This window comes from Anabaena catenula FACHB-362, from assembly GCF_014698735.1.
Lineage (GTDB): Bacteria > Cyanobacteriota > Cyanobacteriia > Cyanobacteriales > Nostocaceae > Anabaena > Anabaena variabilis_A.
Genome location: NZ_JACJTQ010000041.1, coordinates 1 through 14,242, shown reverse-complemented (window position 1 = coordinate 14,242; position 14,242 = coordinate 1). Strand labels below are relative to the sequence as shown.

The 14,242-nt window shown below is 39.1% G+C and carries 10 protein-coding genes; 4 read left to right on the top strand and 6 right to left on the bottom strand.

The genetic code is table 11. The annotated features are described in order from the left end of the window. Positions 1-716: 716 nt before the first annotated feature. The gene (locus tag H6G68_RS21005; protein ID WP_190908382.1) at positions 717-4,070 is read left to right on the top strand and encodes an ATP-binding protein; all 3,354 of its coding nucleotides are present in this window, start codon (positions 717-719) and stop codon (positions 4,068-4,070) included. A gap of 111 nt (positions 4,071-4,181) precedes the next feature. Here the strand turns inward: H6G68_RS21005 and H6G68_RS21000 are convergent, their stop codons facing one another. Beyond that, a complete protein-coding gene (locus tag H6G68_RS21000; protein ID WP_190908381.1) occupies positions 4,182-5,999 on the bottom strand; it encodes an ArnT family glycosyltransferase in 1,818 nt (605 codons plus the stop codon). Between the two features lie 220 nt (positions 6,000-6,219). On the opposite strand from H6G68_RS21000, the gene H6G68_RS20995 reads away from it, so the two are divergent. Next, a complete protein-coding gene (locus H6G68_RS20995) occupies positions 6,220-6,765 on the top strand; it encodes a hypothetical protein (protein ID WP_190908380.1) in 546 nt (181 codons plus the stop codon). 62 nt (positions 6,766-6,827) lie between these two features. Here the strand turns inward: H6G68_RS20995 and H6G68_RS20990 are convergent, their stop codons facing one another. The 5 genes from H6G68_RS20990 to H6G68_RS20970 all read right to left on the bottom strand — a co-directional run bounded on the left by H6G68_RS20990 (position 6,828) and on the right by H6G68_RS20970 (position 12,350). Further along, positions 6,828-8,834 carry a transglutaminase-like domain-containing protein gene (locus H6G68_RS20990; protein ID WP_190908379.1) on the bottom strand — a complete coding sequence of 669 codons (2,007 nt, stop codon included), beginning with the start codon at positions 8,832-8,834 and terminating at the stop codon, positions 6,828-6,830. Further along, on the bottom strand, positions 8,831-10,177 hold the full coding sequence (locus tag H6G68_RS20985) for a DUF58 domain-containing protein (RefSeq protein WP_190908378.1): 1,347 nt from the start codon (positions 10,175-10,177) through the stop codon (positions 8,831-8,833). The genes H6G68_RS20990 and H6G68_RS20985 overlap by 4 nt, the downstream gene beginning before the upstream one ends. Before the next feature lie 247 nt (positions 10,178-10,424). After that, positions 10,425-10,664, bottom strand: a complete 240-nt coding sequence (vap15, locus tag H6G68_RS20980; protein WP_190908377.1) for a type II toxin-antitoxin system VapB15 family antitoxin — start codon at positions 10,662-10,664, stop codon at positions 10,425-10,427. A 65-nt stretch (positions 10,665-10,729) separates the two neighbouring features. After that, positions 10,730-11,692 (bottom strand): AAA family ATPase, encoded by a 963-nt coding sequence (locus H6G68_RS20975; RefSeq protein WP_190908376.1) that lies wholly within the window; start codon positions 11,690-11,692, stop codon positions 10,730-10,732. A 22-nt stretch (positions 11,693-11,714) separates the two neighbouring features. Next, a complete protein-coding gene (locus H6G68_RS20970; RefSeq protein WP_190908375.1) occupies positions 11,715-12,350 on the bottom strand; it encodes a hypothetical protein in 636 nt (211 codons plus the stop codon). 475 nt (positions 12,351-12,825) lie between these two features. Here H6G68_RS20970 and H6G68_RS20965 point away from each other — a divergent pair, with 475 nt between their 5' ends. Together H6G68_RS20965 and H6G68_RS20960 are read left to right on the top strand one after the other, a co-directional pair. Beyond that, on the top strand, positions 12,826-13,158 hold the full coding sequence (locus tag H6G68_RS20965) for a DUF565 domain-containing protein (protein ID WP_190908374.1): 333 nt from the start codon (positions 12,826-12,828) through the stop codon (positions 13,156-13,158). A gap of 24 nt (positions 13,159-13,182) precedes the next feature. After that, entirely contained in the window at positions 13,183-14,157 is a 975-nt protein-coding gene (locus tag H6G68_RS20960; RefSeq protein ID WP_190908373.1) for a glycerate kinase, read from the top strand. The last annotated feature ends 85 nt before the right edge of the window (positions 14,158-14,242 follow it).

Here is a 14,242-nt window from a genome sequence, read left to right as displayed (position 1 = left end):
AGAGCGCAGGCCACTTTGGCTCTAGCTGGCGTGGTGTTAGCCATACGCTCCCGTCAGGGATACACAAAAATCAGGAGTCCTATATATTTAGGATGATTGCCCAAACATCAGAGTTATGGGTTAATTAAGTTTTGTAAAAGCTTTTAAGTAAGGACTGGCTAAGAAACGCTTTTTGTCAACAAAAATTTAGGAGTAACCACACAAAAAGGGAGTGGCCGCAACCGAGTGGTATAACTAGGTAGTTGATAAAGCGTTCAACATCAAAAAATATGTAGTAGCTAGATGATGATGTGTAGTATGTATATCTATCTAAATATAGATATTTTTATTTCACTCCTTGATAAGATACATAAACAAAGTTAAAGCATCGTTTCATTCTAAATCATTATAATTCCTCAAGGTTCTAAAACGAATCTTTGGAGCGATAATTGTTCTAGCTGTAACTATCGATGAAGAGTTTCAACACCAGTATTCTGCTGGTGAGGATGATCGCTAGTCCAAAAGAGTGGGACTCGGAAAGCAGCACCTTGGGAATTATTGGAGGCAACCAATTGTCCGTCAGAGCCGAGTTGATTGTTTCAATATCCTTTCAAATGTCACGAAAATCGCTTATGTGACTCTTCTTGGAGGATATTGCTTCAGGCATAAAGACCATCAGCACTTTGGTAGATGTTTATGCCAAAAGTAACCACAGGAAGAATGACCCCCTAAGCCCTATGTTAATGCTACAGTACCCGCTTTATGACTTTCTAGCAACCGTACCCAGCTGCCCAGAAACAAGCACTCTGGCAGTGGTGCTGGAGATTTTAGAAAAAGAGCAGTGCGATCGCTTGGTAGTGGTGAATCAACAGCAATGCCCCATAGGATTGTTGTACTCTGCCCGTTTAATCCCCAAATTATTGGCAGCAGCCAGTGGTGAGGAATTTCTCAATTTACAACAGCCAATCTCAACCTTAAGCCCAACTCTGATTGAGCCAATACATAAAATACCCATTTGTGATCATCTAGAAAAATTTAGCTTGTTTTTGCGTTACCAACAAACCCAAAAAAACCGCAACCTAGATTGGGCATTGGTTGATGCAGAAGAAAAATTTTTGGGGTTGCTGGATAGCTCACGCTTACTACGATTCTTAGTTCAGGAAAAAGTAGCACTTGTTTCTACCACCCAAGGAACTGCCCAAAAAGGTGATGCTAGTGCGAAGAGAACTGATTACAAACAAAATAAACACCAGCTAATCACACACAATCCTCTAGTGCAGTTGTTGGAAAGGCTGCCTTGGCCTTTAATGTTGCAAACAAGTACTGGGGAAGTGGTGACGCAAAATCCAGCTTGGTGGCAACAATTGGGAGTTTTAAAAGATGCAGAAGGAATTAGGCAACAGGTAGAGGCCATACTTGCCCCAGAATATTCTCAACACCAAGAATACGCCGATCAACAAGCAGTTAAAGTTTATGCCAATGGTAGAGTCAGTGAAAGCGAAGTATCCCCGTCCCCAGCTAAACTGCATTCAGAGGGTGATAGCGTCCACACTGACTCCTCCGGTTGCTGGTCGCTAATGAGTGCAGCTACTCCCCAACAAGGCTTACCCCCTTACGCACCATCTGTTTTACCAATGATGCAGGAGCAACCCGTACCGGGGAATAGTGCATCTAGCTACTGTTACTTAGATTCTCAACTAGGCACTTGTACTTGTGTTGTGGAAGTCCAAAATGGTCAGGAGCGAATTTGGCAATTTGCCAAAATCCCTTTAGATGGTCCTGAGTTAAAAGTCTGGAGTGCGGAGTCTGAAGTGACACTCAGCAGTCAGAACCCAGAACTGGGCAATGAAAAGCTGTGGTTAGTCTTAGCAACTGATGTGACCGAACAGCAACAGCTTTGTAAAGAACTGGCAGCAAAAAACGCCGATTTGATTCAACTAAATCGCTTAAAAGATGAGTTTTTAGCTTGTATTAGCCATGAACTGAAAACACCGCTGACGGCAGTTTTGGGCTTGTCCAGGTTACTGGTAGATCAACAATTAGGAGAACTAAACGAGCGTCAAGCGCGTTATGCAGGCTTAATTCATCAAAGTGGCCGTCATTTGATGAGTGTGGTTAATGACATTTTGGATTTGACAAGGATGGAAACTGGACAGATGGAACTGACTCCGTCCCCAGTTAAAATTAAGGAAGTGTGCGATCGCGCTTTATTAGAAGTAAGCACACTCCACAATCAAACCAGCAAAACTAGCCAATCTTACCAATCCGAAAATAAACGTTCACTGGATGATCACCAATTCAGCCTCACCATTGAACCGGGCTTAGAGCAGATGGTAGCAGATGAATTACGTTTGCGTCAGATGCTGGTACATTTACTTTCCAACGCCTTTAAGTTCACGGAAATTTCTGGAGAAATTGGACTGCGGGTAAATCGTTGGGAAGGCTGGATTGCCTTTACAGTCTGGGATACTGGCATTGGTATTCCCGAACATCAACAACATTTAATATTTCAAAAATTCCAACAACTCGAAAATCCCCTCACTCGCCAATTTGAAGGCACCGGTTTGGGGCTAGTATTAACCAGGGCATTAGCTCGCCTACATGGTGGAGATGTCAGCTTTTTGTCTCGTGAAGGCAAAGGTAGTCAGTTTACACTACTATTGCCACCCAGTCCGCCAAAGACAAGTTTTGCAGAATCAGAGCCAGGAAATTCAGAATCACATCAACCGGTTTCTTCCCAACGCTTAGTGTTAGTAGTCGAGGCAGTAGCCGGATATATTGAAGACTTGACTCAACATCTGAAAGGTTTAGGTTATCGGGTGGTGATTGCTCGTTCGGGAACAGAAGCACTAGAAAAAGCCCGTCGCTTGCAACCGAAAACTATATTCTTGAATCCGTTGTTACCCCTACTGTCAGGTTGGGATGTGCTGACTTTACTCAAATCTGATAGTGCAACTCGTCATATTCCTGTGATTGTCACAGCTACAGGTGCAGAAAAAGAACAGGCATTTGCTAACCGAGCCGATGATTTTGTCAGCTTACCAGTAGAGCATTCGGGATTATTACCAATTTTAGAAAGATTGTGTGCTGCACCAGAAGTTGAGCAGATAAGTTTAGAAAATAACGAAATCATACCCACGAAAACTCCCCTGCGTATTCTCAGGTTGGTAAATCCAGAATTAGAATCTGTTACTCCTAACCCTTCACTCCGAGAACATCGGGTGATTGAAGTAGATGATCTAGATCAGGCCGAACTTTTAGCGCGAGTGTGGCAGTTCGATGTGGTTTTGCTAGATGTGGAAAGTTCTACCGCCCAAAATTACCTGCAACAGTTGACTAAGCACCCACGCTTGGCAGCTTTACCACTGGTAACTTGTGATGTAGCTACTACCTTGGCAGCTTCCCAAATCCCAGGATTAGGTGTGTTTCCTTGCTTAATTCCATTAAGTAAACAAGACGGTAGTCGCAAAGGAAAACCAGATGCTTTATTGTCAGTGTTGCAAATTGCTTCTGGTCTTAGCTGCCCTCCTAATATTTTAGTGGTCGATGTCACTATGCTGCGTGATTTACCACAGGTAAGACCTAAGCAAGTGAAGGGTTATCGGTTAGAAAGAAACTCCTCTATCACAGGTGAGTACAGACGGGGTTCATCTTCCTCAAATACAGAACGGGGATCTGAGTGGTTCCAAGCTTTAATTCAATATTTACAAACTGCCGGTTTTAAAGCATCTATGGGTAACTGCTGGGCAGAAGTTCTGCAACAAATTCGCCACCAAAGTGTTGATTTACTACTAATTTGTTTGGGAGAATCGGCAATTCATAAAGAAATGCAAAAAGCACTCCAAGCTTTGTCAGATTTACCGTTGAATTTGCCACCAATTTTAGTACTTGACCAAAGATTAAATCAGGTAAAACATACAGAAATTGGGCAAATGAAAAAAAACGGCAATCAGTCTCGACAAAATAATGTAGTTGCTGAGTTAGAACAGCTAACTGGCGGTATTCCTACCCAGATATTACCTCGTTCTATCTCAATGGAAGACTTATTAAGTCAGATCAATCAAGCTTTAGTAAAAGGTGAAAATGGGTGACAGGCGATACAGTTTCACTTTAAGATTGATACAAATAGACAGACGCGGGGAAAATTAAGAATTCTCTGTTCCCTGTTCCCTGTTCCCTGTTCCCTGTTCCCTGTTTACGAATTACGAAATGTCCAGTTTTTGTTTTTTGCTGTTCTTAAAAGGGATGCGAATTAGATTATAAGCTCCCTTGGTGGCTATATTCTTGTAATTATCTGGTGGTAAGTTCATTTCCAGCAACTTTTTCTGTTCCGTCAGAAGTAGTACTGATGGTGGACGGATTTTCGCAGTTGCTTGATTTTGAATATAGTCTAGTGCCTGTTGGGAAAATTTCAGGTAATTAACGGTTTTTTGACTGTAGAAAGTTACAGTGGGTTTTTTGAAACCGACCATGACTAATTCTTCATTAGGTTGTTTTTCTTGGCGTGCGATCGCAGATAATTCTCTTAACGGTAGTTGACGCTGTTGATCCATCACAAACAAAGTAGGCATTAACACCACTGATAAAAATGCCACAAACCCTATTAAATTAATAAAAATGATGGGACGCAGATGATAACTCAAGATTAAAGCCGCGATACTAATCGCACTAACAAGCCAAATTATACCTCCCAAATTTGTAAACCCTGACTTTTCAATTAGTTCGTATAATTCAGGTGCAGCAGGATCAGTACCTACTAACTTGGATAGGTTAAATAGTCCTACTGATAATGTGGATAAAAAGGCAACATTTATCCAGCTACTGATATTGAAAGATTTAAGGGAATTGGAGATTTGGGGATTTGGGAAAAGGTCACTCCAAAACAATGCTACCAAAATAGCTGTGGCTGGCATTAAAGGTAAAAGGTAGCTGGGGAGTTTAGTGACAGCAATGCTAAAAAAACCAAAGACACCAAAAAACCAGAAACAAGCAAATAAACCTAATTGTTGAGAACGTTCCTGGTTGAGCCAGTGCGATCGCTGCCAAAATTTTAACCTAGCTACAGCTGCGGGAATGTACACTGAGTACGGTGCAAAACCCAACAACACTACCAAAAAGTAAAAATACCAAGGGGCTGAGTGACCATTCACAACTTCTGTAAAGCGTTCTATGTTGTGATAACCAAAAAAGGCGTTAATAAAATTCCAGCCATTGCGCCAAGTCACTAAGACATACCAGGGAGCAGATATAGCGAAAACTATCCCCATTCCTAAGATAGGACGCATTTCTCGCCACAGTTCCCAGAATTTGCCCAAATATACAGCAAAGGCAATCATAATCAGTCCGGGTAACACAATTCCGACTGGCCCTTTAGTTAAAATTGCCCCAGCAATCAATACATAACAAGCCAAATACCATTGATTGGGGAAAGGGGAAGGAGAAGATTTTTGAGCGTATCCCAGAAAGAAGCATAGCAAAGCTGAGGCTATACAACCTGTCAGTAACATATCAGAAACACCGATTCTACCCCAAACAATCATTTCCGGGTTAAGTGCCATTAAAGCCGATGCCACAGCAGCTGTTAAGTAACGACGAGTAGGATTTGCAACTTGCTCTAATTCATCTTTTTTTGCAAAATGCCACTGTACCGCGTAGAATGCCAGAGCAGTTACAGCCGTTGCTGCCAGTGCTGAAGGGATACGGGCTGCCCACTCATTCACCCCCATAATAGAATATGCGATCGCTTGACACCAGTAAATTAACGCCGGTTTGTCAAACCGAGTTTCACCATTAAAAAATGGGGTAATCCAATCACCTGTAACTAGCATTTGCCGGGAAGCTTCAGCAAACAACGGCTCAGTTTCGTCAACCAAGCCAACGTTGCCCAAATTCCAACCAAACGCTATCCAGTTAATCAGCAGTAACCACAAGATGGAAATAGCCACAGCAAGGGCTGGACGCTGTTCTATCTTGTTAAAAATTTGGTCAACAGGGCGGGTAACGCTCAATTTCAGCCTCATAAATCCATACTCACAGACACCGTAAATCGCGTCTTTCTCATACACAATAATTCAAAAGTCGTTAGTAAGTTCGATTTTGTTCTCACCACACCCCACACCATATCTCCACAAATAATCTTGGTGCATAATTTCTATTTGTCAGGATAAACATTTCTGGAAAGCGCCTAACGCACCTGTATCTAACTATGTAATCACAGCCTACCTACTTAGTTGAAGCCTTATGAACCGTTATTATCCATTTAAGTTGCCATTGATAACTTTAGCTGTACTGCTGTGCAGTGCGATGAATGGTTCTAAGAGTCTATCCCAACCCGCCGCTCTTGATTTGAACATACTTCCTAATGGCAACCATCGCTTTTGTAGTCAACAACCCAAATCAAGTAATGTAGCTCCTCCAGATGCTCGCATTGGTGATTGCTTTTTATTTCGGAAACAAGGAAATCAAGTTGTTGGTACTTATTACGACACTAGAACATTAGGGGAAGAAGCACTATGTTTGCAAGGCACTTTTAAAGATCGCTTTTACGGTGAAGGATTAGAAATTATTCGTGGTATTGGTCGTCAGCGTATACCTACGAACGCTCAAGGTTCGCGTCTAGTAAATTGGGACAAGGAAGGAATTTTGCAAGTTGCCAAAGCTATACCCTATGGTAAAGGTACAGCATTCGGTCAACCAATACGCTACCGTCGAGCTACCTTGGATTTTAAGCGGCTTTATCGATATAATTTAGGCAATGAACTGCCACCAACACGCTGTCTGCGTTAACGACTATTAAACTACAAATTTCACTGTAAGGCATATTGGTAGAGACGGAAAATTTTCTGTCTCTACATCAATCCACTCTGAGGATTGCCATATTTATCTAACCATGATTGCACAGCAGATTTTAATCCTGCTCTTTCTGGTTCTTTAATCCCTTGAGGATCAAAACGATAGCGATAATGAAGCTCAATCAGTGATGATAAATCCTCAATAAAATGAGATGTAGGCATTTCCTCTTTTAGCCTCTTAATCCAGTTTTTCAAAGATTCTGAAGGCTGACGGCTCAATCCTAACTCGTTTAATTTCTTTTCAATTAAATAAAATTCAGAATCCTTATTAATTAAGTCATATTTATGAATAATTTCTGGAAAAATCTGTTTCTTAAATACACGTCGTATCCCTTTTTGAGGAGCAAACTTCCGCACCAGAATCAATATAAATGGCAGCAATAACCACCAAACATATTTAAATACATTACTACTTCTCAAGTTTCGTAACCAGCTGGAAAGTGTGAAACCCAAAAACGACCATAAATCAGAGATAAATGTCCATTTTCCAGCAGTTGCATCTTCAATACTTGTCCAGTCAGATGGTGTAGTATCAAACGCTTGCCAATTACCATCTATATATACCATTGTCCAAGCATGACCATGACGACTGCGGACAATATATTGCTTTTCTAAGTTGCTAAATTCGTGAACAGAATACCCGACAGCATAACGCGCTGGAATTCCTAACGCACGCATCAGTAATGTAGTTGCACTAGCAAAATATTCACAATGTCCAGCACGAGTTTTTAGTAAAAATGTTGATAAAGGTGTGGAAGCATTATCTTTACCTGTGAATTGAAGAGAGTAACTGTAATTTTCGAGTAAAAATGCGTCTACAATTTGTAAAATTTGTTGGGGTGATTTTCCTCTAATATCGAGTTTATTAACTATCTCATTTATTGCTGATTTTTCAGCTTTCGGAATTTGTAAATCATCTGCTGTCGGTGAACTATCTAAAGATAATTGCTGATTAAATTTTATTTTGTAAGCAATATCATTTACTTTTCCTGCTACTTTAACCGTGCCATATTTGTTTTTTTCCATCTCGCTAACTGGTAAATCATTGATTTCAAATGTTCCATCAGCTAACCTTAAGACACCTTTACCATTATTAAGTGTTCCATAAATAGTTAGCATTGAATTATTATCTAATTGACTTTCAAACCGCCAAGTTGTATTATTACTCTCTGGTTTAACGGGAGTAAATTCAGGATTTAATGCTATCCACAATGAAGATTGATATTTATTATAAGTTGCTTCTCTCAGCAGTAAAGGAGAATTATTTTGAGTCTGGGAAGATACCCTAAAAACAATATCATTGGACTGCTTTAAAACTCCAATTTCTCCCATACTGGTTTCTTTCTTGAAAGCATTTATCTCTTGTCCAATAGCATCGCTAAACCATGCTATCACCTGCTCTTCTACTTTATTATGAAGTTGATGTAATCCTATTTGTCCTACAAATCCCACACTTCCCGCAGTGAGGAACAAACAAAGCCAGATAATAGGTGAAAATCTTGGGGAACGCACATTCCAAAGTGCAATAGCTGAAAGTATAAACATCCCGATATAAAAAAATATATCTTTAGTATTAGCGTTACTAGCACCTAAAATACAAAAAGCAAAATATGGATAAGCTAAATTTAGAGAAAATTTATTGCTTTGCTCTCCTGTTTTAACATCATAAAATGTGATAAAAAGTGTGGTGAAATTGATGTTGTCATTTAGAGAATATATCTGAGCCGCTACCAGAGGGAAAAATGCTAAGGGTAGCCATTGTAAAAGAGTATATACAAGGTAAAAAGAACGATTGTAAATTATCAAATAAACGGTTAAAGTCAATAGAATAATTAAGCATAAATTAGCAATACGTTTGATGTCATCAGTAGAAAAATCCCAACGTGATTGCATAAAGCGAGAGGCTTCGAGAATTATAGCCATTGGTATGGCAAAAATCCATAATCCTGTTTGCAAACCCCAAAAGATTAAAGCGGCACAAAGCAAAAAAGGTGGTATTTTCATAGCTGCATTAAATCCTCTTGTATTTTGTCTAACTTTAAAATATGAAATGTTGCTAATTGATATTGCATATATTCAATTTTTTCTAAATTATCTGGGTTATGAGTGAGAATTAATACTAGTGTGTTAACACCCATTTTATTGAGATAACTAACTAATTTTTTTCTTTGTTCGTCCCAAGCAATAAATATACAAATACACCCACTTAACAGGGAAATTTTATCCAGCACAACAGGAATAAGTGAATCAAAAGATTTATCTCGACACGCAACTACAGAAGCCATGATTTCTAACATTTTTTCAGTATGACTAATTCCTCTACCAAATGTAAAACAATAAGCTTCGTTTCCCACAAACATTAAATCTAATAAAGATTCTTGAGTTTGCACTTCAGAAGCTAATGAAGCTGCTATTGATATTGCTGATTCTAAAATTTCGCTATATTTCACACTTTGAAATGTATCTAAAATTAATGCATGACGGACAAAAAACTCATCCTGTTCTTCTTTAACAATTGGTTTACCGATTTTTGCCCAACTTTTCCAGTGAATTTTACGTAATGAGTCCCCAGGACGATATTCTCGTAAAGACCTAAATTCCTCTGCGTCTCCTACAGATGATGCTAAAGCTACTCCACCCGATTGATATTTCCTGAAACCAGGAAGTTGAATGGGTGGTAGGTTATATAATTTGGGGAGAATTAATAAAGATTGCGGTAAAGAAATAGTTTGACAAGCATTAAGAAGACCAAAAGGATCTGGTCGTGCTACTGTCATACCTATAAACCTCATCACACCTCTATGGGTGGGTGTTATTTCACCCATAATTTCTGTTTTGCTGTGAGGTAAAAGTGGGGGTAATTCTATTGTTTTTGCGGTTCCGCATTGTTTGCGTGCAACTAGCCATAACCACCGATAAGATCCTAATTTTATATCAATGTCAGTGCGTTTATCTTCTCCAGGTTCTGGGTTTTCTAGGAATTCTTTCCAAGTGGGACGAGGGTCAGCAAAATTTTCAAATAGTTTGAGTTTAGTTTGAATCTTGTTGGTTTTGTTATGAATAACAAGGCGATACTTTAGTTTTATCCCCACGGTTGCAAATTTGGGTAGAGTTCTATTACCTTGAAAGCGGGAGCGGAATAACAATGTAGAAACTATAGAAATGAGGACAATGGATAACAAAAAAGTAAATATTTGATAAGTCATACTTTGGTTAGTATCCAAACCCAAAGATGCAGAAAAAATTAGGCCAAATATTACTGCAAAGCCACTGATAGTAACTCTTTTTTTGAGTTTATGTTGAATTGCTGAACTGAAATGGTAAATACGATATATGAATTTTTGCATTTCATTTTTAAAAGAGTAAGTTTATATTTTTAATATGGTTATTTTTAGATAATATCTAATTACACATATACAAGGATTGATGGATACTTTATAATTTAAGTAAAAAATCTTGATAATTAACAACTTTTAAACGCAGAGGTTCGCTGAGGTAAACGCAAAGTGACGCAGAGTTTTTATTGAAGTTTTCGCTTTGAATTTTGTTATCCTAATAAAGTCGAGATATTTACTGTGTTTAGTATAGTATCAATTATTGTTTTAATTTTTTTATGTCATAAATTTGAGAACGTAAGATTTCAACTTCTTCGGTAATTTCTTCTATAGATAATTCATCGGTTTGAAATACCTCTAGTAATTCTGTTAATTTTTTATCTAAAGTCTCTTTTTCTAATTCTTTGCTCAGTAACAATTTTTCTGAATCGGAAAGCTGTTTAACTAGAGTGAGAATTTGATCAAATGTCAAGGGTAGTTGATAGGTATTTTTTAGCATGATGTCTAACATTCTCCTTTGTTGATGAATAAATTGATATAGCAACTCATTTTCTTGATCTCAAATCAAGTAGGAACAGGGACAGATTTGAGAATATCTTCAACAACACCTGCTGCGGTTCTACCAGAAAAACGTGCTTGAGGTTCCATGACTAGTCGGTGAGCAATAACTGACACTGCAAGTTCTTGAATATGTTCTGGTGTGACAAATTCATAACCATCAAATAAAGCCAATGCTTGGGCAATTTTCATTAAGGTAATAGAGGCTCTAGGACTAGCTCCTAATTGCACACCTTCTACCGCACGAGTAGCATTGATAATTTCTACAAGATAGCGTTTTAATTCTTCGCTAATTCTGATTTTTTTAACTTGCTGTTTTAAGATGATAATGTCTTCTAGGTCAACGCATGATTGAAGTGTGTCAATAGGATGTTGTTGGATTTGGTCTGAGAGGAGGTTAACTTCGTCTTCAGGTGATATGTATCCTAGACTAAATTGAAGCGCAAACCGATCCATTTGGGCTTCGGGAAGAGGGTAAGTACCACGAGATTCAACTGGGTTTTGAGTAGCAATAACAAAAAATGGATCTTTGAGTTTTCGCAAATTCCCATCAACAGTAACTTGAAATTCTGCCATTGCTTCTAATAGTGCTGACTGGGTACGGGGTGAAGCTCGGTTGATTTCGTCAGCTAAAACAATATGAGCAAAAATCGGACCTTCATGGAAATTAAAGGTTTGTTCATGGGGATTTAAAATAGAAACACCGAGGATATCTGATGGTAACAGGTCTGGTGTAAATTGAATGCGTTTGAATCTCACATCGACAGAGGATGCTAAAGCTTTTGCTAAAGTAGTTTTACCAGTTCCAGGATAGTCTTCTAACAGGACGTGTCCACCACTAGCAAAAGCTGACAGCAATTTTCTAATTGCTGCTGATTGCCCTTTCATTACTTTTTGAATGTTGTCACATATTCTTTGATAGATTTCTCGACCGGACAAACTATTATTCTCTGGGTTGACATTAGACATTTTTGCTAATTAATAATACCAATTATGGAGTTAGTAGCAATTGCCATTCTTTGGTTTGGGAATTCCATTTAGGTGAGGAAGTTTCCCCAATAACATAAGGTCCCCAATAGCGTCGAGAACCATCTTGGGCAAAAGCCACTAAAATATCTCCCTGTTCTAGTTTTAGATTACCCTGTGGCAGGGATAAAATTAAACCCTTCTGACTACCTTCTTGGGGAGCAAAATCCCAATGAGCCGGAATATTATATTTGCTTTTGCTCTGGGAGGAATTTTTAACTGCTGACTGTCGCGCTAATAGGGCTAGACGTACAGGTTGATTTGTTTGATTGCTCATTCTCAAACTGCCTAAGCTTTTGCTTTTATTAGCGGAGTTAAGCTGATATGCCAAGACATGAGGTGAATTTTCAGGACTGGGTTTTTCTAATTGCTTGCTTGGGCTAGTTGTGCCATTAGCTGCATTAGCAGATATCACTTCTTCTGAAGCAGGAGGTGCGGATGTCTTTTGCTCTAATGTGGAGGTTGCTTGAGGAATTGTTGATGATATTTCTGGTTTTTTAGAATCAAATGATACAGTCATTTCTAAGCATCCCATCATTAGTCCTAATAGCCCCAATGCACAGCCGACAATAGTGAAGTTACGATACATGGCAGATTTCATAATGATAGTGTTTAGAGATAAGATTTTTATTAGCCTTAACCGCAGGGTAGCCGATAATTCCACATGGGAATTAAAGAGTCTTAACCATATTAGACATGGTGATAATTAAGAGCATCTATGTTAATAAATCCATGATGAAGGTTACACAACATCATTTTTGCCAGTCAGATATTACTGCTAACAAAGTTGATTGTTAGTAATCTCCTAAGTTAGAAGGTAAATTTCATCTTGGATACTTCACGCTTTATATTTAAGATAACCCTGGAAGGCGGGGAGATACCACCCTATGGGGCAGTAATTTTTTGGAAATATGTATGACTCAAGATAGTGGTTTGTATAATTTTTGATGTACACTGAAAACCCAAGAGCTATTTATAACAACATTAAATAAGCTGAGACTAAAATCCGATGACCTGAACAAACAGGTGACAGGAAAAACTGATAACTAATTTAATTTTACCCCGCAGTCTCATTAATGCAAAATACTCGTCTTAACACTCTATTAGATACCATTGCTAGGAGCTTGGGGCAATGGTTTATCAATCCTTGGCGGCGATTATCACTATTGTTAATTAGTTGGTTGTTTGGTTTTTTTCTAGGTTCTGCGGTATCTACTACCGCTGGACAAAAGGCAGAATTGGATATTGTGGTTGCTGCTTTTTTAGTCTTGCTGACGGAAATTACCAGCAGGATATTTTATAGTCGCAGCTTTTTTGCAAGACAAGCTCTTTGGGTAGAATCACTCAATTTACTCAAGGTTGGTTTTATCTACAGTCTATTTTTAGAAGCATTTAAGCTGGGTTCATGATTTTTTGGTTAGGGGGTGCTGATTATGACTAGTAATTGGTTAAATGAAATTTTGATCACGGGTGCAACTGACCCATCTTGGCAAGATTTGGCACAAGAATCAGCACTAGTAGATTATTTGAGGGCAAAAGTTTTTAATATTACCCCGGCAAATGTGTCTCAAGTCATTCAAGAGCGATTGCACCTACTCCGTTTATTTTTACCTACTTTTAGTCAATTTTGCCAAAATGACCTGCAAATTCCGCCTCAGACAATGTTAAAGGTGTTGTGGGATTTATGGCTACCTTTGGGAATAAAAATAGCATCTAGTCGCAAAGATTTAGGTAGACCACTGATTCAGGGGATTTTGGGTGGACAAGGTACTGGTAAAACTACAATGTCGCGGATTCTCAGTTTGATTCTCCAGCAGTTGGGATACCGGACTTTGAGTTTATCTTTGGATGACTTGTACAAAACTTATAGCGATCGCTTGGCTTTAACGCAGCAAGATCCCCGTTTGATTTGGCGAGGCCCACCAGGAACCCACGATATCGACTTAGGTTTAAGTTTACTTGATCAGCTTCGCCAAGGCAAGAGTCCTGTGAGCGTTCCCCGCTTTGATAAATCGGCTCACTCAGGTGCAGGCGATCGCACTACCCCAGAAATTGTGGAGAATGTGGATATTGTCTTATTTGAAGGTTGGTTTGTTGGTGTCCAAGCAATTGATCCAGAAGCTTTTACCAATGCACCACCACCGATTATCACGGACGAAGACCGCATTTTTGCTCGTGACATGAATGATCAACTCAGAAATTATCTCCCACTTTGGCAGCGTTTGGATAGTTTAATTGTCCTGTATCCCACCGATTATCGCTGTTCTTTGGAGTGGCGTAAACAGGCAGAAAAGCAAATGATTGCTACTGGGAAGCCAGGCATGACTGATGCAGAGATAGAAGAATTTGTCAAGTATTTTTGGCGATCATTGCACCCAGAATTATTAGACATCTCCGGAAATAGCTAAAGTGTTACTGCCACTGCTTTTAAAAGTGAGATGCCCCAATGCAAAGGTAGCTGGCTGGTACGCTAAAATAAGCGTTAGAGATGCC

Coding starts and splice junctions, on each gene's coding strand:
- H6G68_RS21005 (WP_190908382.1), top strand. CDS start 717: ATGTTAATGCTACAGTACCCGCTTTATGACTTTCTAGCAACCGTACCC.
- H6G68_RS21000 (WP_190908381.1), bottom strand. CDS start 5,999: ATGAGGCTGAAATTGAGCGTTACCCGCCCTGTTGACCAAATTTTTAAC.
- H6G68_RS20995 (WP_190908380.1), top strand. CDS start 6,220: ATGAACCGTTATTATCCATTTAAGTTGCCATTGATAACTTTAGCTGTA.
- H6G68_RS20990 (WP_190908379.1), bottom strand. CDS start 8,834: ATGAAAATACCACCTTTTTTGCTTTGTGCCGCTTTAATCTTTTGGGGT.
- H6G68_RS20985 (WP_190908378.1), bottom strand. CDS start 10,177: ATGCAAAAATTCATATATCGTATTTACCATTTCAGTTCAGCAATTCAA.
- vap15 (WP_190908377.1), bottom strand. CDS start 10,664: ATGCTAAAAAATACCTATCAACTACCCTTGACATTTGATCAAATTCTC.
- H6G68_RS20975 (WP_190908376.1), bottom strand. CDS start 11,692: ATGTCTAATGTCAACCCAGAGAATAATAGTTTGTCCGGTCGAGAAATC.
- H6G68_RS20970 (WP_190908375.1), bottom strand. CDS start 12,350: ATGAAATCTGCCATGTATCGTAACTTCACTATTGTCGGCTGTGCATTG.
- H6G68_RS20965 (WP_190908374.1), top strand. CDS start 12,826: ATGCAAAATACTCGTCTTAACACTCTATTAGATACCATTGCTAGGAGC.
- H6G68_RS20960 (WP_190908373.1), top strand. CDS start 13,183: ATGACTAGTAATTGGTTAAATGAAATTTTGATCACGGGTGCAACTGAC.